Consider the following 19,902-nt stretch of genomic DNA (forward strand, 5'->3'; position numbering starts at 1 on the left):
TAAAATAATAAATTGTCTGTTGTTGTAAAGAGGTGCTATATGAAAATTTTTATAAAGAACAAATTGTTTTTTATCCTGACGGCGATAATAACGCTTTTAACTGTAACCTGTGTTGATACCACGCCTGATAACGGTATTGATAGCGTATCAGTATATTTTGGTGATACGCTTAATATTTCAGGCGAACAGGTGTGGGTACCCAATTATAATACGGGAAAAATAAGCCAGATGTATTTAAAATTTGAGGACAATCGCGATGTTGATGTTATTGTTATGAAATACGCTGATTCTCCTCAAAACTATGCCTTTCAAAAAGTAGGTTCGGGTAAAGTTGAAGAAGGGAAGTTAAGTTTCAGCGTTAATAAATTAGACGAAAGTTATTTGCTTAATAGCGATGATTTGCTTATGCATTATTTTAATGAATGGTCCGGTGACGGTAATATAACGGTTAATCTGTCAAATGTTAAAGGTAATTTAATTACGCTTGTCACTAAATACGATGATGATACTTCAATGCCAAGTGAAGGTATAATTAATGAAGGATTCTACGGTACGCTAGCGTCGCTTACCGGAGAGTATGTTTATTACATTTATGTAAACGTTGATTGTACAATTTCCGCGGGAAAGAAGGAAAATACGGAGTTAAAGTATACATTCAATAAATTTAATCTGTCGTTAAAAGCCGGATGGAATACGATTTGTAAAAGTGAAACCTACACGACTACCGGGGACTCGTCTTACTCAATAACGGTTGATAATCCCGAAATCAGATGGTTAATGCAGGATATAAAATATTAAAGCCGGCGACAGTACTTTTATTTTCTGTTAGCTAAATACTGTTCAAATCTGCGCTGAATATCCGTCCTTTGTTTGTAAACATTTTCCCAGATTACGGGAATGCTGTTAGCGCGGATTTCACTGACAGGTTTTGAGTCGTAGGGAATCCTGTCAAAATTCACCCTTACGGAATGCATCCAGCCTGATACAATGGCGTTTTGCCCGTCGGCGCTTAAAAACCAGTTGGCAATTTCTTCCGCCGCCTTTGTATTTTTATTGGCACTCCATTTGTTATTGATGAGCATAATCGGAGACGGAATAACAATGGCGCCGTCTGTGGGGTATATTACTTCCAATTTTGATTTATTTTTTTCGCGTATATTTAAAATTGATTCTTCAAGGATCATCGCGATTTTGCACTCGCCCGCTTCCAGTTTTCTTATAGTTTCATCAGAACCATAGTCAATAGCCACTCTTTGTTTTCCAAGAGCTTCAAAATACTCATAACCGTACTTGTCTTTTAACGCCGTTGCCGCCGCCATAGTGGTACCGGAGACAAGGGGGTTTCGCATGGAAATAGCTCCGGCTACTTTTGAGTCAAAAGCAAAAGAGCGGAAAGAATCGGGAAGGTTATTTTTTAAATATTTATCAGGATTATACGCCAGCACCATGTTACTGATACGCACCGGATACCAGTAACCGTCCTTGTCATAATCAAACGCCAGATTGGAAGCCTCTTTGGAAATAAAAGGATGAAGTATTCCCGCGTCTTTTAATTCAAGCGAATACGCGGGATCCGCTGTCATTATTATATCGCAACCCAATCTGCCGCCTGAGCGTTCTTTAGAGATTTTATTTTCCAGAGTGCCGGTTCCGCCATAAACAAATTCTACGTTTAGTTTTGGGAATTTCTTTTTTAATTCCGTTTTCACGGAATCAATAACGTCTTGATACATAGAAGTATAAATTACTATTTTATTTTTTGAGCCGGAATCTGTACCGCCCGAGGCAAAAACAAACGGAATTGCCGCGGTTACTATTAATAAACAAATAAACTTTTTCATGCGTTTCTCCTGATTTTATTCCTCTGTTGTGACAATTTCAAAAAGTATCATTTCAACGCGGCGGTTAAGCGCCGTGTATGCCGTATTATTCCCAAAAAGAACCTTTTCGCCGCCATAACCGCTGCAAGATACGCGATCTTTTAAATCGGGATTATCACTGGGATTAGTGTAATTTATAGGGTTCTCCCCGTTTATTCCGTTATATTCAGCCATGAGTACCCGCCTTACGTCATTTGCCCTGTCATTGCTTAATTGTGATAATTCGACAGTTTCTCCTTCCGTAAATAGAGTAGGATTAGCATGGCCGTGAAGCATAATAAGATAACTTGGATGATCTTCCAGTTGTTGCGCCATTTCTTTAATGGTTGACGAATTAAAGGCTTTTTCCTGATCAGTAAGATTGGTGTTGGCATTCGGACCGTGAGGACCGTTCACTACTGACGAATCGCCCGCAAATATAACATATTCAATACCGATAATTCTTATGCTTTGAAGAATCATATGCGACGGCTGTTGGCTTACAATGTATTGAATTTGCTCATCAGTAAGATACTCCATTATATCTTTTGGTGGAATTTCTTTTATTATTTCTTTGATCACGTCTTCAGGAATCAAATCTTTTATTTCTTTTATTATTTCTTCAACATCATTTTTATTCGCCGGGTCTTTAAGCCATTGGATTATTGAGTCTTTATCAGGCGGCGTTTGTATATATTCTGTAACATTCTGATAAACTGTCTTTATAACCTCGACCTCTTGATAAATTATTTCAGGGGGAACCGGTACATCAACATATTCAGTAAATGCGTCTGGATAAAGTTCTTTGATTTTTTTTACTATTTCTTTAACATCATCTTCATTTGCAGGGTTTGAAAGCCATTCTATTATTGAGTCTTTATCCGGCGGTGTTTGTATATATTGTATTACATCTTGATAAACTGTTTTTACAACTTCTACCGTTTCATAAATTTTTTCCGGAGGAAGTTGTTCATAGATCACTTCTGGAGGAAGTTTCTCATAAACAATTTGATAGACAGGTTTATCAACGTAGACTGTTTCATAGACAGTCTCCGGCGGAAGCTGTTCAAAAACAGTTTGATAGACAATCTTTTCTTGAACTATTGTATCGTAGGTTACCTGAGGTATATATTTATATAATGGAATATAATCAGGTTCTTCTTTCCACCATGTTTCAATAATCTGATTTTGGCAGGCTGTAAAGTAAATAGAAACAAAAGCAATTAAACTAAAAATCAATATTACCGTTTTATTTTTCATCGTATACCTTCCTTCTTACTTTTGGTCAAGGTCAACTTGGATAACTATTAACTCAACGCGGCGGTTTCTGTTCCTGTCATTCCATGTGCTTGTAGCGTTTCTTGTGCCGCCATAAGCGATGATAACCATTTGATCGTCGCTTACGCCTCTTTGCCTAAGCTGTTGCGCTACCGTATTTGACCGCAGGGCGCTAAGGGCCATTAAGTCTTCCGCTTCGCTGTGATTAATCGTGTAGGGATTGGCATGTCCTTCAAGCCTTACGCGGTAATCGGGATTCTCTTTTAATTCCTTCGCAATTTCATTGATTATTAGCTCATTAAGCTCTTGTGCATCGTGATCAATTCCTACGTTATAACTTCCGATGTCCGGTCCGAATATTATGAATTCAATAGAAGTAATTTTTATTATTTTAATAATATCGTTTGGCTGCATTGTTTTTACGACTTCTACTTTTTCTACCTCTTTTTGATATTTACCTTTTTCCGGCAGTGGGAATTTATACCCGGCTATAATGGAAGCCCCATAAAGATGAGGATACCCGCCCCTGCCCATAGCCTCAATATGCCATCTTTCAGTCAGCGGTACTGTAACCCCTATCCCTCCGTCAGCAAGCAATGATCCCCGCGTTCTTGTTACATCTTTAAAAACCTCGCTGTCCCATCCCCTGTACGCCGAAATCAAACCTAATCCCAACTGGGCAAAAACATCCACTTTTTTATTTTCATTTTTGCCAAGCCGCAGGAAGTTCCAACGCATGTAAACCTGTCCTTCAAATGTAAGAATATTGCTTTTATCTTTTCCTTCTTCGGCGCTGTAATTAATGCCGACTCTAGCGCCAACCATTAACGGCGGCGAAAGCCAGAGTTTTGGATCAATAACTAATTGAAAAGAGTATCCGTCTACAAGGATACCGCTCATCCCAAGTCCCGCGTCTAACGCCCAAAAATCCCCTGCGGGAAATTCCGTTTGAGCGTATAGCCTGTTTAATGATATTAAGAAAATCACTTGAAGCAAAAAAATTTTAATAACTTTTATTGTATTTTCTTTTGGCAGTCTCATTCCTCTCCTCTTATGTATTATTATAACATAAAAACAAAATTCGTCAAATATACTTTTGCAATTAGTAATATTCTTACTAACTAGCGATTGAGGTTTGTTATTTTATTCATAAAAATCAAGTGAAGACAATACGCCTTCACTTGTAATTTGAGATTATTTTTTTTGATTAGATACTACCGCTTTAGTACGGAAACAACCCTTTCCAAAACCTTTTTTCTGTCCAAAGGCTTTACGATGTAGCTCTTTGCTCCCATTAAAAGGCACTTTTTTACTACATCTTCTTTACCCAACGCGCTTACCATCATTACATTGGCATTCTTGTCAAATTCGAGAATTTTTTCCAATGCGGAAACGCCATCCATAACCGGCATGGTAATATCCATGGTAACCAAATCAATGTTTGGATGTAAAGCTTTATATTTTTCTACACCTTGCGCTCCGTCGGCGGCTGTGTCCGCTACATCAAAACCTTCTGATGTGAAAATCTGACCTAACTGTTTTGCAATAAACATTGAGTCGTCAACAACCAGTACGCGGTAAGGCACACCTTCCGGCTTTATTCCTTCAGCGGTTTTCTCATTGATATTAGGCATATCAGTCTTTGCTATCATCCTGTACGCTCCTCTTGTTTAAAATAATATGATATATTTTAAAAATAGTCAAGCATTGAAAGCATTAATTATTCATCTTTAGTGAAAAACTTTCAATAAAGCTAGTTTAACAATAAATTTGGAGAATGTCAATGAGCGTGCCTTTTTATCTTGCGCCCATGGCTGAAATAAGCCATAGGGCATTTAGGGAGCTTATCGAGGATTTTGGGGGCTGTGACGCCTATTTTTCCGAAATGATAAGCGCCGGCGCCCTTTTTTCAGGCGGTCCCTATGAAAAATGGTACATAGATGCCGCTCCAAAGCCCGAAAAGGTAGTTTTTCAAGTCGTCGGCTCGGATATTGGGCAAATTTCCAACGCCGTAACCCTTCTGGACAGGCTAGAATGCGCCGGAATCGACATAAATATGGGTTGTAGCGCCCCTTTGATACGAAAAACAGGCGCTGGAGCCGCATGGATGGCCTCGATAGACCGCTCAGGAGAGTTAATTTCCCATATTAGGCCGCTTATTAAGCGCCGACTAAGCGTAAAATTACGCGTAGGTTACAAAGATGATTTTGATTATTTGGTACGTTTCTGCCGCCGTCTTGAGGCTGAAGGGGTAGAACTTATTACCTTGCACCCCCGGTTAGTAAAGGAAAAATTCAAACGCCTTGCCCGCTGGGAGTATGTAGGGCGGCTAAAGCAGGAATTGAAAATCCCGGTAGCCGGAAACGGGGATATATCCTCCCCCGAGGAGATTGTCCGCCGGGCGACAGACGGCTCATGCGACGCGGTTATGATTGGGCGGGCGGCGGCGCGTCATCCGTGGATTTTTGCTAAGGCGCGAAAGCTTGAAGGCGCGAATTATGTCCCCAAGGGAACTCTGTCCCAGAATGTGACTTCTGTCTCCGGAGAAGCTTTGCCCCCAAATTTGAGTTCTGTCCCTGGGGATGCTATGCCCATAGGTTTGAGCTCTGTCCCGAATATCGAAGAAATAGGGCTTCGTTTTTTAGAACTCTTATCCCAATACCAACCGCACGATTTTCATTTTTCCAGAGCCATGCGCTTTTTCGGTTTTTTCTGCGACAACCTAAAATGGGGTAATTATTTGAAAACGCAATTAAACAGGGAAAAAACTCTGTCCGGCATTGAGATGGTTTGGAAAGGGTATTTTAAAATGAATGAGGAATAATTTAATGAATCAACTCTTTCTGCTTGCGACGTTCCCTGTCTCCTTTAGCGACATAAATCGGCTTCATTGTCCGAGGATCAAGTCCTGTATGGTACATCACGGTAGACATGGTTCCCGGAGTGGGATAAAAGTCCTGAGTTTGTTCGGGGGCGAAGCGAGTTTTTTTTAAGTACTGGGAAAGTTCTTCCGCTTCTTTCATGCCCGCGCCGGGGTGGGATGTTATAAAATAAGGCAGCAGGTACTGTTTCAGACCGAGCCGCTTGTTTATGGCAGTAAAATCTTTTCTGAAATCTTCATAACTTGAGTGGGGGCATTTGCCCATCGCTTCCAGCACATTCGCGCAGATATGTTCCGGCGCGACTTTTAACTGGCCGCTGACATGGAATTGGCACAAGGTTTCTAAAAACTCTTTTCCGTGTTTTTTATCATGCTGAATAAAATCGAAGCGCAGGCCGGAGCGGATAAAAACTTTTTTAATGCCGGGGATTTCGCGCAAAGTTTTTAATGTTTTTAAATATTGATTGTGATCCGCTTTTAATTTGGAGCAGGGTTGCGGATACAGACATTCCCTGTTTACGCAAAAATCGCCGCGCTCTTGCTTTTCGCAAACTGGTCTGAAAAAATTGGCGGTAGGGCCGCCCACATCGTGGATGTATCCTTTAAAGTCGGAATGCGCGGCAAGAGTGTGCGCTTCACGGAGAAGGCTTTCCTTGCTGCGGCCTACGACGGAGCGCCCCTGGTGACTGGTAATCGCGCAAAAAGAACAGCCGCCAAAACAGCCGCGGCTTGAAACCAGCGAAAAGGAAACTTCTTTTAACGCGTCAATGCCGCCTTGCGCGTCATACATTGGGTGGGCTTTGCGCGTAAAGGGAAGCTCGTATAAATTATCCAGTTCTTTGGTTGAAAGGGGCAAAGCGGGGGGATTTTGAATAACCCAGCGATTACCGTCGTTTTCTTCCGCCAGAGGCTTTGCGGTTAAAGGATCGGCGTTTTGTTTCTGTATCATAAAATGCTCGGCATAGGCGCGTAACGAAGTCTCGTCTTTTTCTTTTACCGCTTCATACTTGGGCAGAAAACATACATCTTTCCATTTATCGATAGCGGCTCTTCCATGAACACGGACGCAAGTTCCCCTCTCATCACTTATACTGCCGATTGCTTCACCTTTCGCTAACCGGCGCGCTATTCCTAGCAGCGGCTTTTCTCCCATTCCAAAGACAAGAATATCCGCTTTTGAATCAAGTAGAATCGACCGGCGCACTGTGTCAGACCAGTAATCATAATGGGCAAATCGGCGGAGGCTTGCCTCAATTCCCCCGATAATTACCGGCGCATCCTTATACGCGCGCCTGATCCCCTCGACATAAACCAACGTGGCGCGGTCGGGGCGCAGGCCGTTTTTTCCTGTCGGCGAATACGCGTCATCGGAGCGTTTACGCTTTGCGGCGGTGTAATGAGCAACCATGGAGTCCATGTTGCCCGCGCCGACTAAAAAAGCCAGACGCGGCCTTCCCAATACGGTATACGATGAGGGATTTTTCCAGTCAGGTTGAGGAATTATTCCGGCGCGAAAACCCGCCGCTTCCAACACGCGGCACAAAAGCGCCGCCGCGAAAGAAGGGTGGTCAACATAGGCGTCGCCTGAAACAAAGATGAAGTCACACTCTTTCCAGCCGCGCTCATCCATGTCGCGGCGGCAAACTGGCAACAAGCAGCCGGGCAGTTTACTGCCTTGCAACGAGTTGCTTTGCGGCGAACTGACTTGAAAGGAATCGTCCGGTTTAGATACCGACGACGGCTTTGACTTGGGGTATTTCCTTTTTGAGGTAATTTTCGATTCCCATTTTAAGGGTCATCTGAGACATCGGGCAGTGACCGCAGGCCCCGGTAAGTTTAACCGAGACTATTCCTTCATTGTCTACAGAGACAAACTCAACGTCTCCGCCGTCAGCCTGTAAAGGTGGCCGTACCTTTTCTAACGCGGCTCTTACTTGTTCTTCCATATATACTCACTCCTTTGTAGGTTACGCTACAGTTCAAATCACTCCCACTGCCAAAGTGGAGTTTTACGAAGTAAAACTCCTAAGCTAAAAAATCTGCAAGATTTTTTAGCAACGGAGAGAGAGGGATTTGAACCCTCGGTACCCTTCCGGGTACATACGACTTCCAATCGTACACCTTCGGCCGCTCGGTCATCTCTCCTTAACATCTGCTGGAAAAAGTAGGGTTCATTGTTCGAATCCCTCCAATCTCCTAAGCTCAAAAATCCGTAGGATTTTTGAGCAACGGAGAGAGAGGGATTCGAACCCTCGGTGTCCTTGCGGACACAACGGTTTTCGAGACCGCCCGATTCAACCGCTCTCGCATCTCTCCGGTTGGGAACTATTTGCCATAACGGCGATGTTCCCTGTAGAACTTATTTACTGTAACTAGGGAATAAGCTTGTGTCAAGGGGAGGGCGTTTTATGAAAATCTGTTTAGTTTGCTATATCCGCCTTTGTAATACTCAGTTTCCCGTCAGCCTTGCGGGTGGCGATTTTTCTGAAATAATCCGCATATTGTCTGTCCATTACGGCTATGTGCGTTAAAACCCAATCTTTAAGAAAATAGGCGAATTTCTCAAGAACCAATCGCTTTCCTGATTCAAAGTCTTTTACGCTCTTTACAACCGTCAGCGTAAATTCATCGTGAACCTTTTTATGTGCCGCATAGCCGGGGAATTTGGTTCCTATCATTAATTTTTCTTCCGCTTTAAAATGTTCTTTTATATACTGAACCGCCTGTTGAATAACTAACGCGAAATAAGCCCGTTCCGAATCTTCGTTTCCGCTGGCATGATTAAATAAATCGTTTACAAAATCTATAAGCCCCTTGTGTTGGTCGTCAATTAATTTTACTCCCATTGAATATGTGTTAGACCATGCAACATGATTTTTGGACTGCGGGAGTGCAGCCGCTGATTTAGCTTCCATTTTATGCCTCCTAATAATGTCATATACAGATCAATTTATTATAATGTGTTTGCTAATTTTTCATTATATATCTATATCATTAATAAATAAAGAAAAAGTTTATTAAAAGGCATGGTATCTTTTTTTGGAAAAAGTTTTATTATTATGATATTGATTGTTTCGTATACTGGATTTAAACAATATTTTCTATGCGCCTTTCTACCTTACCACTACAATCGCGGATGCCGACGCGGTTACTCCTGATTTTGGCAGTATTATTCGCTTTCCATTTAGCCAATATATGGCGTCCTGTTCCGTACCATTATAATTCCATCCGGTAATATAAATGTTTGATCCTAAAACAGCGATTGAAGTCGTCCCCGCGAATTTATCGGGACTTGATAATATTTTTTGTTTCCCGTTTTGCCAATATACGGCGTTCCATTTTCCCAATTCTCCATCCGATCCTGTAATGTATATCTTTGAGCCTGAAGTAAAAATTGAAACTGTCTCCGCGATTTCACCGGATTTTGACAGCACTATTCGTTCTTCGTTTAGCCAGCAAATGGCGTCGCTCGCGTCCCATCCCGCAACGCGCACATTGTTACCCGAAACAGAAATTGAATATGCCATTGCTTCTTCACTTGCTTTTTGCAATACTTTCTTTTCTCCGTTTAGCCAATATACGGCATCGTCTCCGTCATAACCCGCGATATAAGCGTTAGAGCCGGAAACAGAAATTGAATATGCCGCCGATTGACCTGATTTTTGCAATGCCGTTTGCTCTCCATTTAACCAATAAACCGCGTATCGTTGCGATTCATTAAAATTCCACCCGGCAATGTACACATTAGACCCTGAAACCGCAATTGAAGCCGCCCTTGATTTATCCTGACTTAATAGCGTTTTTCTATCTCCGTTTAGCCAATATACGGCTTCATCTCCGTCATAACCCGCGATATACACATCAGAGCCTGAAACCGCCACAGAAGTCGCCATTGCTTTTTCACCCAATTTTGGCAATACTGAAAGTTCTCCGTTCAGCCAATACACGGCATTGTCATCATTAAAACCAACGATGTAAATATTAGGCTCTTTTTGCTTACAGGAGAAAAACGCAAACGATGCTAATAAAGACAGAATAATTATTTTTTTCATAGTTAATGTTTATGATGACATAATTTGCGATTTTATTCAATTACCTAAAAAAACAAATGCTCAATTAAAATCTTTATCCCTAATAACACAAGAATAGCGCCGCCGATAAATTCCGCTTTTGATTTATATTTTGCCCCGAAAATATTTCCTATTTTTACGCCCGCAATTGATATAAAAAAAGTTATCGAGCCTATTATTATTGCCGCTATAAAAATATTTATTTTAAAGAAAGCGAATGTTACTCCTACTGCCAACGCGTCAATGCTTGTGGCTATTGCCAAAACCAGCATTTTTATAAATTGAAAAGAATCTTTATTCGCTTCTTCTTCTTCTTTTGACAGGCTCTCCCTTATCATGTTTCCGCCGATAATGCCTAGCAAAATAAAAGCAACCCAATGTTCAAACTTTTGTATTTTTTCCGCGAAATAAGTTCCGGCAAAATATCCTATTATTGGCATAAGCGCCTGAAAAAAACCGAAAAAGACGCCGGGCGTAATTATTTCCCTCGCCCTTGGTTTTTCTACGGATAAACCCAATGTGATTGATACCGCAAACGCGTCCATTGACAGTCCCACGGCGATTAAAATAATTTCAAATAAGCTCATAATCTTTCCTTCTATAATTAAACCATAAAAGCGGGAAATTTACTCATTATTTCGCGTTTTCCCCAGTTTAGCCGCTTTTAAAAAAATATCTTTTAAATATTCCCCTTCACTTTCCATAGCTCCGGCGCGTGAAATTATGTCGCGCAAAAAACGGGTCTGCTCCTCGCGGTTTGGATGCCTGTAAAAACCAAGACTTGCGAGAGTATCAGTAATTTTTTCAACAAGGGCGCAGACTTCGCTCTGGTTCATAGCTGTCCACTCTCCCTTGACTTGAAGCTGCGGCTTAAGAGCCAGAAAAAATTCATAGGCGTAAATCTGCACCGCGTGGGACAAATTGAGCGAAGGCTGTATGTCAGAGACAGGTATATGAGAGGCAATATTGCAAAGTTCCAACTCTGACTCTTCAAGACCTGTACGCTCGTTGCCAAAAACGACAGCCGCTGGACCGGGGCGCTCCGCAAGCCAGGCGGCAAGAGCGTGAGGTGTCATGGAGGCGTTTTTTCGATGTTGCCCGCGTCTTCGGGTGGTTCCTATCACTATCGAACAGTCTTTAATCGCGTCATTTAAGTTATTAAAAATTTTAGCTTTTTCCAAAATGTCTTTGGCGTGAACCGCCCTTACACGGATTTTTTCCATATACTGCGGCTGAGCCGCCTCTGTGTCCGTGTTATCAATGACAAGCCTTAATTCCGTAAGATCCATATTTTTCATCGCTCTGCAGACCGCTCCTATATTACCCGCGTCTGACGCTCTGCAAAGAATTATTTTTATGTCCTGCAAAAACATTCGTTATTATATCATATTTTTTTAAGCCGACCGATAACCGTAAACTATTTTACTTTTCCCGCCGCTTCGTTTATATATTCCATTGTTAAAACAGGCTTAAGAGCCAATCCTTCTTTTGCCAATATTTCTGTCGCGTCGGGATTTCTTTGAATAACGCATAAGACATTTTCAACGATGCCGCCCCTGTCTCTTAATTCCTGAACGCTTTTTATTATCTGCCCGCCAGTTGTTACCACGTCTTCTATTACGCAGATTTTTTTGCCGGAAATTTCGCCGCCTTCCGCTATTTTACAAGTTCCGTATTCTTTCGCTTTTTTACGCACAAACGCGCAAACCATGCCTGTCTCAATTGAAAGCGCGGTAACCAAAGGAATCCCGCCCATTTCCAGCCCGGCGAGCAATTCCGTATCTTTAGGAATGAGCATTTTCATTTCTTTAATTATTGCCATTAATAATTGAGGGTCAGATTCAAACAAATACTTGTCAAAATATTCATTTGATCTTTGCCCCGAGCGTAACAAAAAATCGCCTGTCAAGTGCGCTTTTTTATAAATTTCAACAGCCAATTCATCTTTATTCATTTTGAGGCTGACACGATTTGAACGTGCGACCATCAGATCCGCAATCTGATACTCTATCCAGCTGAGCTACAGCCTCTAATTGACAATGGGGTCGAAGTGCCCAATTCAGTAATTCGGAGCAGGGGGGATTCGGGGTTCCAGTCGCTGACATCCTGTCAGCTCCTTCCACCCCCGCCTACGCGTTGCCCGGCGCATCAATGCGCCGGAATTTTTCAAGCAAGGCTTACGCCTTGGATTTATTACAGCAACGCTTCGGTTCGAATCCCCCAATAGTTCTGTAATAAATAATTAATCCTTAATAAGGATTTTATTCGGTATTTTTAATACCGTCCGGAGCAGGGGGGATTCGAACCCCCGGTACCCTTTCGGGGCACAACTCCTTAGCAGGGAGCCCGATTCGGCCACTCTCGCACCGCTCCAAAGAGTACAGCTTTTTATAGCTGTTAATTTTTTAAATAACCCGACGCTCTTCCGTAATGGAAATTTATGCCGTTTCCAAAGCAGGGGGGATTCGAATCCCCAACTTTGAGCTTGAAGAAAAATAAAAAAAACGCGCAAGCGTTTTTTTTATCCGGAGCAGGGGGGATTCGAACCCCCGGTACCTTGCGGCACAACGGTTTTCAAGACCGCCTCCTTCAACCACTCGGACACCGCTCCAAAGATGTCTGGCTTAATTAAACACAAAATTAGGGCGTTTGTCCAGTATTGGAATAATAGCAGAATTTAGGGGGTGGGTCAAGGTTAGTATACTCACTATTTTTTGTCAAATCCCTATAAAATACCTATAAATTAAAGCGCATCTCGAAGGAGTCGCTAAGCGTCTCCAAGAGCGATATTAGTATCACATCTCCAGTCGTTTTATTATATTTGGTTTTTAACCAGCCTGTCTTCTTTTAAGCAGTGGTTGGTATCATTACTTTTTCTCGTACCATGTCGCCTACTACTTGTGAGGGGGTTTTATGCTCGCGCTCGGATATTGTCAGTATATAATTGGCGCTTACATCATCAAGAAGGCGAAGCAAGTCCCGACGGCGGGTCAAAGGTCCATCGCCTTCCATTAATTCTGGCGGATTTTCCGTCCACATTTTTTGGAGCGCCCATGCTTCTTCATCAGTCGGTTTTCTTGTCATGTTTTCTCTCTTCATTAACAAATGAAAAAAACAAATAAAAACTGTAATTTTCCCTTTGGCAAAACTCCTAAACATTCTGGCAACGCCGGATTGCCCTGTACTCAAGAATTTTATTAGACATACATCTTCTAGCTGTAATAAAAAAAGTGGTATCATAGTTGCGTGCATATTTTCGACCGCATAAGTGTTTCTAATCTACTCTCAAGAGAAGAAATATCAGCTTTTACACCATCTTGGAACTCTTTTATAGCCTCTGGCGGAAAAGGAACAACAGAAAACAGTTCTGGAGTGTCAAATTCAAGAGCAATAGCGATACGTTCCAGCATATCGGATGAGGGAAACTTGGTTTTTCGCTCAATCTGGGAAATATAATGAGTAGAAGTTTCCACTCTTTCGGCTAAAGTAGCCTGAGAAATCCCCAAAAATTCCCTTCTTTTTTTAATATTGTTCGACAATAAAGACCTAATATCTGTCATGCATAATGTAACTTTAACTTATATAGAAGCATTGACAAGGCTCTATTAGCTCCATTACTATACAAATATCGAACTATTGGTACTATCTATGGCTAAAATAACCAAAAAAAGCGGGATATTGAACAATAGGCAAATTTTGTCGCGCGGACATTAAACGCGAAAGGAGTTTTCTATGAAAAAAGCATTAAAACTGTTTGTAGCTATACGAAGCATAGCAATTATCGCACTCGTGGCGGTAATCGGGTTTGGGATTATTGGGTGCGATAACGGCGGTGGTGACGATAAAGGCGGCAGTGACAACAACACAAGCAATACAAACCCAGATGTAGGTACTGGAAATCAAACAAGTAGAAAGTATCGAGTGGAAGTGTATAATATCAACTCTGCAACGTATACTTACCTTTCAAATAATTACAGCGGTAAATCTTATCAGGATGTCGCAAGAGCCAGTGTAATTTCCAGAGGTCATACCGCAGCTAATACCTATACTAATCAGAGCTTCTCAGACGTAATTTCAAAATTTACTAATGTGGCTGATAGCATAGGATTGGATAGTACTAATAAAACAAAGGGTAATAATGCCTTGATTGAAGCATTACAAACTAATAATCGAAATGGTTATTTTATATGGTTTGGTACTTCGTTAGGAGAACGGTTCTTTTACGTAAATCGGACAGGAACTGGCCCAAATTATTATACCGTGGAAGTGTATAATATCAACTCTGCAACGTATACTTACCTTTCAAATAATTACAGCGGTAAATCTTATCAGGATGTCGCAAGAGCCAGTGTAATTTCCAGAGGTCATACCGCAGCTAATACCTATACTAATCAGAGCTTCCCAGACGTAATTTCAAAATTTACTAATGTGGCTGATAGCATAGGATTGGATAGTACTAATAAAACAAAGGGTAATGATGCCTTGATTGAAGCATTACAAACTAATAATCGAAATGGTTATTTTTTATGGTTTAGTACTTCGTCAGGAGAACGGTTCTTTTACGTAACGCAAGAGTAACAGGCAACCGCGCGAGAGTCAAGCCCCTTGCCTCCCAGCCTTGTGCGACGTGACCAAGAGGAGTTACAAGAATAATATAACTTGCGCGTATTTCAATTTGCCGGGGCTGTTTCCGTTAAATAGCCGGAAAAAAGCCAGCCTTCAGTTCCATCAACGGTTTTAACCTTGAACCACGGCGCGGTTATACCGTCTATTGTTTCTGTTTTACCGACTTCGAGCAATTCAACTCTGTTGCCTTGAGAAACACCCGCGATTCTATTGTCTTTGCTTGTGTCCGGTTCGCTTCTTAAGCGCAAATTTGTTGTCGCGTAATAAATTCCGCTTGTTTGCGGATAATATAATTCATCATTTGAACTCGCCCTGGAAGAAGGACTTAAACGAATTTTTGTTTTATCGGTTTTAAGAAGTTTGCCATCCCAATCATAAACGTCAACCCCGACAGGAACTATATTTATAGAAGAGTAATCTTGTCCTATCCAATAACGCAATTCATATATACCGCCGGTATAAAGAAAAAAACCCACAAACCGGCATCCATTTACCGCTCCATTTGCTTCAATCTGTTTTTTATCACCATCAGCATTTACATAAGTTCCAGCAAACTGCGCTTGAAACGGTGCTTCAGTCGGCATTTCATACGGTGTTTCAGGTGTTTCAAACGGAGCTGTCGTACCGCTTGTTTCCCGATAATATAATTTAGACGGTAACTCAGAAGCGCTAGGAGAACCTTCAAACTCAATAAAATCAGGACTGATTAAACGCTCTTTTGTCTTATCTGTTTTAACAAGTTTACCGTCTGCGAAAATATCTACTCCTACAGGCCATAGAACAAAATCAGAACCTCTTGCCTCCCCGCCTGGAAAGTTACCCCAATAATACGCTTTATTCCAATTCGCAACATTCGTATATGTGGCAGCAGTAGCCTCAAACTTTTTACCATCTTTACGTGTGAGGATACTTCCATTTGCGTCAAGCTTGATTCTATCACCACTTTCGCTCACATAAGTTCCGGCAACAACGGAAAAATCTCCTTTTAAAAGCCCGGAGTACTTGGCAGAATCGAAGGCTTGATCGTCTGCCGCCGAACCTGCCGTGCCGCCTGTTGCCGCCGATTTGCTTTTGTTACAAGCGGAAAATAATAAGACTGCTCCCAACGCCAGCGCAATCCCGACAATTACAGTTGCCATTTTTTTCTTAAACATGCATTACTCCTTTTTTCGTGAATGGGCAGTGAATAGAAACTTCCCATTGTTTTTTTTCGTTTTACTTTTTTATTCCCTATAATATACATCTTCATTCTTATTAGGGGAATAACTGTAACCGCGCATACGAACTTTTGTTGTATCTGATTGAATATCCGGGATGGCAATTCCAACGGGATATAGCTCCATATTCGCGCCATCCTGACCTGAGGCGCTAATCCAGGAATAAGAACCATTGGTTTCAAGCTTGATATTATAGACTTTTTCCCCACCCCATCCTCCAACTGCGCCATCTTTTCCAAGCGGAAAAGTGAGGCCAGTACTGTTTTTCCAAGTTCCGACAAAATCAGAAAAATCGCCTTTTAAGATTTTTGAATAATCGTATGATACAGGGGCTGTTTCCGTTAAATAGCCGGAAAAGAGCCAGCCTACAGTTCCGTCTGCGGTTTTAACCTTGAACCACGGCGCGGTTATACCGTCTATTGTTTCTGTTTTACCGGTTTCGAGCAATTCAACTTTGCTGCCTTGAGGAACACCCGCGATTCTATTGTCTTTGCTTGTATCCGGCTCGCTTCTTAAGCGCAAGTTTGATGTCGCGTAATAAATTCCGCCTTGTTTTGCAGTTTGCGCGGAGGATCCATCCTCCAACCAGTTTAGTCCGTCGGTTGAAAACAGATCAAGTACGCGGTTGCCGTAGGTATCGCCATACGCAGAGGCAATGAATCTGCCCCCGCTAAAGGCGAGAGGTGATTCTGATTGTTTAAAGATGGGAAAGGACTGTTTCTTCGTTGTCCAGTTTACTCCGTCTGCTGAAACTGCGGAAACCGCAATAACGTCCTCATTATAGTTGTTTCCGATTATAACGATTATGCCGTTGCCGAATTTTATGTCGAGGATATTGGTTTTGTCTAACATTGGGTTTTTAACTTCCTTCCAGGTTACGCCGTCTGTTGAAACCATCAGCAGACCCGTGTATTCATCGACCCCGTTAGGCCCGCCTTCATTAATAATGTTTGCGCTCAGTACAAATACGCCGTTGCCAAAGATCAGCCCGGAGGGTTTGGCTCCATCAGGCCAGGGATAGTTGGCCTTTTTCCATTTTATGCCGTCTTCGGAATACGCCATCATGAAGTTCCTGCCCCAGCCGCCATAGGCTTCCTCAGTTTCCTGCGAGCCATAGGCGGCAAACTTGCCGTTTCCGTAGACGATACGCTTGATAGTGTACTTATTGCCCCATTCATACAATGTCGGGAACGGGGTGTCTGCGGCTGTCCATGTTTTGCCGTCACCGGAATAGGCTATCGTGTGCATTCGATCTTCTCCCGATGTAACGCCTGTGGTGACAAACTTTCCATTTCCTTCGATGATGTTGTCAATGTCGATACTATCCCAGCCTCCCGGATGAGCATCCGCAAGTCCGGTAATGGTCAAACCGCCATCCTCCGCCTTTTTTGCGTCCGCTTTTTTGTTACAAGCTATCATTGCAAACCCGATTACCGCGACAAGAGCAATAATTCCCGCTATCCTTAAATTAGCTTTTATATTAATTATTTTATTCATCTAAAAACCTCCTTTTTAATAAATATGTACGGTTTTTGGCTTATTATAATTAATATATCACAATAGTGAGAATTTTTCAGGCTCATTGTGAGTAAATTACTACTTTTTTGAATAAGTTGAAAGTATAAAAACTTGCCATAAATCTTATTCGAAAGATTTCACACAAAGAACACAAAGTAAGAGAAGATCACAAAGAGGAATCAGGGATTGTTGTTAGTTATCTTATCGTGAAGCTCATATAAAGCCTTCGGACAATAACCCCTTATCCCTCTTTGTGTTCTTTGTACCTTTGTGATCTTAGTGTGAAATCTTTTAGAAAAAATTTAATTAGTCCTAACAGTCTGTCTTATCTGACTATCGCTAAAGCCGTCGATTAACTTGACGATTTCCAGCCAGTGATTGGCTTCTCTTTCGGACGTGTATGGCCCCAAGCGCACGCGATACCAGATTTTTCCGTTAATCTCACGGTTTTCTACAATCGAGGTAATGCCCTTAGTAGATAGGAGGTCTCTGGCGTCTTCGGCTCTTACTTGCGCGGAAAACGCGCCCGTTTGTACCCAAAAGTCATTTATAGTTTTAGCCGCGGCGGGTTTTGTAATCGCTGATGTTTTTGGTTTTGCTGTAGTCGTGGTTTTTGACGCGGCGGGTTTTGCCGTTGGAGCAGGCTCCGCCGGTTTAACTGCTACTGCCGCCGGGCGCTCGTTGTTTTTTTGAGTTTCGCTAATTTGCGCGACATCAGGAACGGCTGCCGTTGTTGGGCTTGGTATTGTGATTGTCAAGTTGTCACCGTCTTTTTTGTCAGTCTCGGAACTGACAACCGCTGGCTGAGAGGGCGTATTTTGAGAAGGAACATCGTCCTGTTGGGTTACTTGTACTCTTCCGTTTGAATAGGGAACTGAAGTGGAAAATTGCGTTTCCTGTGTTTTTGGCGTTAGAACGATAATGGCGACTGTAATTGTTACCAGTAAAAAAACTCCGACAGACACGGCAACTAAAAGTAATTTTTTCTTTTCTTTTTCCATAATTATTTAATCCTCTCTATAAGCTTGTCAATCCGGCGTTTAAGCCTTCGGGGGCCGGAAAATCCCGAGTTCTCTACCTTATAAATTTCGGCGTTTATTGATAAATATTGAGCCTTAAAATCCCTCTGACTGGCTATCCGCTTTAGTATCTCTCCCCAGGAAAGCCTGTCCCGTTTTTTCGCCCTAAACATTCGCGTTAATAATGGGGCTGTCACCAGTATTAATAAGTCAAGTTTATGAAAAGCTGAGGAACGGTGGAGCAGGGCGGCGTTTATCACACAGTGGTTATTTTGAGCGCTAATCCATTCGTCCGTAAGCCTGTTTGCCGCGGGGTGAACGATATTTTCAAGGGCGGCAAGTTTTTCAGGCTGTCCGAAGACGCGTTGCCCTAAAAGCCGTCTGTCTAAGGAACCGTCGGTTTTCATTAGGCCTGGGCCAAATTTGGCAAAAATCGCGTTTTTTTCGTTTTCCAGCACCTGATAGGCAAGTTTATCCACATCCAGAACAGGAAGCCCCCGCGCTTCAAGCAGAGCGGCAATATGGTTTTTTCCGGCGCAGTAAGTTCCGGTAAGCCCGATAATCATCTATCCTATAATCGGCATTATTGACATGGCAAAATACGCGTTTTTATACTATAATTATTAGGTATGAGAGCAAATTATCTTATTTTTACCATTTTGTTTGTATTAATCGGAGCCGGCTCGCTTGTCTTTGGTCTAATATCATGCCAGTCGGTAAATAACGCGAAAACTCAGGCTGTTGATGAAAATAAAGATAGTAAGGAAAATAATGAAAAAACGGAAGCCGCTTCTTCACCCCGTACCAGAGGGCAGGTAGCTTCATTTTTAATTCCTGAAACCACCTCCGAAAAAGGCGCACAAAAATCGTTGAATGAGAAATCCCATCAGATTCTTGATATTTGGACGGCTGTGAAGTCGATTAACGGCGTTATCAATGTTTTGCAATCCGCTCAGGTTAAAGGCAATTATTTTACGGAAGCGTCCGTAAATCCCCTTGAATTTCTTGCCCCGATTGACAGTGTTTTTAATAAAATATCAGGGATGTTCCTAGGGGCGTATTCCGTTATAGTTTTTCAAAAAATGCTGCTGTCTCTTTCCGCTTTTTTAGTTTTTATTTTGATAATTCCAATCTGCGCGTTAGTAACGATTGTTATACTGTGGACGTACAAAGACAGGACTAAATTGTACAAGATAGTTATTGCGTCCGCATTAATCACTTTGATAATTCCGTTTGCCATACCGTTTTCCGTTAATACGTCGTCGCTTTTGGGCAATAAAATACTGGCGAAAAATATCAATACCCTTGTCGAGACGATAGAAGAAAACGGAAAAACCGCAAGCGCCATGGAAGATGACATTATACGTTCCCGAAGGACGGGAAATTCAATTATTAAATACATGGACAGAGTTAAAACGTTAAGCGAAACAATAA

General features: G+C 42.0%; 21 protein-coding genes and 5 tRNA genes. 4 read left to right on the forward strand and 22 right to left on the reverse strand.

Annotated elements, in window-relative coordinates; translation table 11 throughout:
* Window positions 1–39 precede the first annotated feature (39 nt).
* Window positions 40–798 carry a hypothetical protein gene (locus ACYVRA_RS16765; protein ID WP_461253879.1) on the forward strand — a complete coding sequence of 253 codons (759 nt, stop codon included), beginning with the start codon at window positions 40–42 and terminating at the stop codon, window positions 796–798.
* A gap of 17 nt (window positions 799–815) precedes the next feature.
* Here ACYVRA_RS16765 and ACYVRA_RS16770 read toward each other — a convergent pair whose 3' ends face one another.
* From ACYVRA_RS16770 to ACYVRA_RS16785, 4 genes are all read right to left on the reverse strand, one after another.
* On the reverse strand, window positions 816–1,841 hold the full coding sequence (locus ACYVRA_RS16770; RefSeq protein WP_461253880.1) for an ABC transporter substrate-binding protein: 1,026 nt from the start codon (window positions 1,839–1,841) through the stop codon (window positions 816–818).
* A gap of 15 nt (window positions 1,842–1,856) precedes the next feature.
* Window positions 1,857–3,119 (reverse strand): OmpA family protein, encoded by a 1,263-nt coding sequence (locus ACYVRA_RS16775; protein WP_461253881.1) that lies wholly within the window; start codon window positions 3,117–3,119, stop codon window positions 1,857–1,859.
* 15 nt (window positions 3,120–3,134) lie between these two features.
* Window positions 3,135–4,178, reverse strand: a complete 1,044-nt coding sequence (locus ACYVRA_RS16780) for an OmpA family protein (protein ID WP_461253882.1) — start codon at window positions 4,176–4,178, stop codon at window positions 3,135–3,137.
* Window positions 4,179–4,351: 173 nt separating this feature from the next.
* The gene (locus ACYVRA_RS16785) at window positions 4,352–4,789 is read right to left on the reverse strand and encodes a response regulator (protein ID WP_461253883.1); all 438 of its coding nucleotides are present in this window, start codon (window positions 4,787–4,789) and stop codon (window positions 4,352–4,354) included.
* Window positions 4,790–4,920: 131 nt separating this feature from the next.
* Here ACYVRA_RS16785 and ACYVRA_RS16790 point away from each other — a divergent pair, with 131 nt between their 5' ends.
* Complete coding sequence (locus ACYVRA_RS16790) at window positions 4,921–5,961, forward strand: tRNA dihydrouridine synthase (RefSeq protein ID WP_461253884.1); 1,041 nt, start codon at window positions 4,921–4,923, stop codon at window positions 5,959–5,961.
* A 1-nt stretch (window position 5,962) separates the two neighbouring features.
* On the opposite strand, the gene ACYVRA_RS16795 is transcribed toward ACYVRA_RS16790, so the two are convergent.
* The 14 genes from ACYVRA_RS16795 to ACYVRA_RS16860 all read right to left on the reverse strand — a co-directional run bounded on the left by ACYVRA_RS16795 (window position 5,963) and on the right by ACYVRA_RS16860 (window position 13,648).
* Window positions 5,963–7,699: a YgiQ family radical SAM protein gene (locus ACYVRA_RS16795; protein ID WP_461253885.1), complete on the reverse strand. Its 1,737-nt coding sequence runs from the start codon at window positions 7,697–7,699 to the stop codon at window positions 5,963–5,965.
* A gap of 43 nt (window positions 7,700–7,742) precedes the next feature.
* Window positions 7,743–7,964, reverse strand: coding sequence for a NifU family protein (locus ACYVRA_RS16800; protein WP_461253886.1), 222 nt, complete (start codon window positions 7,962–7,964; stop codon window positions 7,743–7,745).
* 112 nt (window positions 7,965–8,076) lie between these two features.
* Window positions 8,077–8,163: transfer RNA gene (locus ACYVRA_RS16805), tRNA-Ser, on the reverse strand.
* Between the two features lie 84 nt (window positions 8,164–8,247).
* A tRNA-Ser gene (locus ACYVRA_RS16810) sits at window positions 8,248–8,334 on the reverse strand.
* 104 nt (window positions 8,335–8,438) lie between these two features.
* Window positions 8,439–8,933 carry a bacteriohemerythrin gene (locus tag ACYVRA_RS16815; protein WP_461253887.1) on the reverse strand — a complete coding sequence of 165 codons (495 nt, stop codon included), beginning with the start codon at window positions 8,931–8,933 and terminating at the stop codon, window positions 8,439–8,441.
* A 198-nt stretch (window positions 8,934–9,131) separates the two neighbouring features.
* Window positions 9,132–10,070: a hypothetical protein gene (locus ACYVRA_RS16820; protein ID WP_461253888.1), complete on the reverse strand. Its 939-nt coding sequence runs from the start codon at window positions 10,068–10,070 to the stop codon at window positions 9,132–9,134.
* Window positions 10,071–10,114: 44 nt separating this feature from the next.
* Window positions 10,115–10,675: a manganese efflux pump MntP gene (locus tag ACYVRA_RS16825; RefSeq protein ID WP_461253889.1), complete on the reverse strand. Its 561-nt coding sequence runs from the start codon at window positions 10,673–10,675 to the stop codon at window positions 10,115–10,117.
* A gap of 39 nt (window positions 10,676–10,714) precedes the next feature.
* Window positions 10,715–11,461 (reverse strand): RNA methyltransferase, encoded by a 747-nt coding sequence (locus ACYVRA_RS16830; RefSeq protein WP_461253890.1) that lies wholly within the window; start codon window positions 11,459–11,461, stop codon window positions 10,715–10,717.
* Window positions 11,462–11,505: 44 nt separating this feature from the next.
* Window positions 11,506–12,042 carry an orotate phosphoribosyltransferase gene (pyrE, locus tag ACYVRA_RS16835; protein ID WP_461253891.1) on the reverse strand — a complete coding sequence of 179 codons (537 nt, stop codon included), beginning with the start codon at window positions 12,040–12,042 and terminating at the stop codon, window positions 11,506–11,508.
* A 2-nt stretch (window positions 12,043–12,044) separates the two neighbouring features.
* Window positions 12,045–12,118: transfer RNA gene (locus tag ACYVRA_RS16840), tRNA-Arg, on the reverse strand.
* 255 nt (window positions 12,119–12,373) lie between these two features.
* Window positions 12,374–12,461: transfer RNA gene (locus ACYVRA_RS16845), tRNA-Ser, on the reverse strand.
* A 153-nt stretch (window positions 12,462–12,614) separates the two neighbouring features.
* Window positions 12,615–12,699 (reverse strand) — tRNA-Ser (locus ACYVRA_RS16850).
* 236 nt (window positions 12,700–12,935) lie between these two features.
* Window positions 12,936–13,172 (reverse strand): hypothetical protein, encoded by a 237-nt coding sequence (locus tag ACYVRA_RS16855; protein WP_461253892.1) that lies wholly within the window; start codon window positions 13,170–13,172, stop codon window positions 12,936–12,938.
* A gap of 152 nt (window positions 13,173–13,324) precedes the next feature.
* Window positions 13,325–13,648 carry a helix-turn-helix domain-containing protein gene (locus ACYVRA_RS16860; RefSeq protein WP_461253893.1) on the reverse strand — a complete coding sequence of 108 codons (324 nt, stop codon included), beginning with the start codon at window positions 13,646–13,648 and terminating at the stop codon, window positions 13,325–13,327.
* A 172-nt stretch (window positions 13,649–13,820) separates the two neighbouring features.
* Here ACYVRA_RS16860 and ACYVRA_RS16865 point away from each other — a divergent pair, with 172 nt between their 5' ends.
* Window positions 13,821–14,666 (forward strand): hypothetical protein, encoded by an 846-nt coding sequence (locus ACYVRA_RS16865; protein ID WP_461253894.1) that lies wholly within the window; start codon window positions 13,821–13,823, stop codon window positions 14,664–14,666.
* Window positions 14,667–14,758: 92 nt separating this feature from the next.
* On the opposite strand, the gene ACYVRA_RS16870 is transcribed toward ACYVRA_RS16865, so the two are convergent.
* The 4 genes from ACYVRA_RS16870 to coaE all read right to left on the reverse strand — a co-directional run bounded on the left by ACYVRA_RS16870 (window position 14,759) and on the right by coaE (window position 19,034).
* Entirely contained in the window at window positions 14,759–15,868 is a 1,110-nt protein-coding gene (locus ACYVRA_RS16870; protein ID WP_461253895.1) for an SH3 domain-containing protein, read from the reverse strand.
* A gap of 69 nt (window positions 15,869–15,937) precedes the next feature.
* Entirely contained in the window at window positions 15,938–17,428 is a 1,491-nt protein-coding gene (locus ACYVRA_RS16875; RefSeq protein ID WP_461253896.1) for an SH3 domain-containing protein, read from the reverse strand.
* A gap of 323 nt (window positions 17,429–17,751) precedes the next feature.
* Window positions 17,752–18,450, reverse strand: a complete 699-nt coding sequence (locus ACYVRA_RS16880; RefSeq protein WP_461253897.1) for an SPOR domain-containing protein — start codon at window positions 18,448–18,450, stop codon at window positions 17,752–17,754.
* Window positions 18,451–18,452: 2 nt separating this feature from the next.
* Complete coding sequence (gene coaE, locus ACYVRA_RS16885; RefSeq protein ID WP_461253898.1) at window positions 18,453–19,034, reverse strand: dephospho-CoA kinase; 582 nt, start codon at window positions 19,032–19,034, stop codon at window positions 18,453–18,455.
* A 63-nt stretch (window positions 19,035–19,097) separates the two neighbouring features.
* Here coaE and ACYVRA_RS16890 point away from each other — a divergent pair.
* The coding region (locus tag ACYVRA_RS16890) for a hypothetical protein (RefSeq protein WP_461253899.1) at window positions 19,098–19,902 on the forward strand (805 nt) is incomplete at its 3' end.

This window comes from Treponema sp. R8-4-B8 (genome assembly GCF_054786175.1).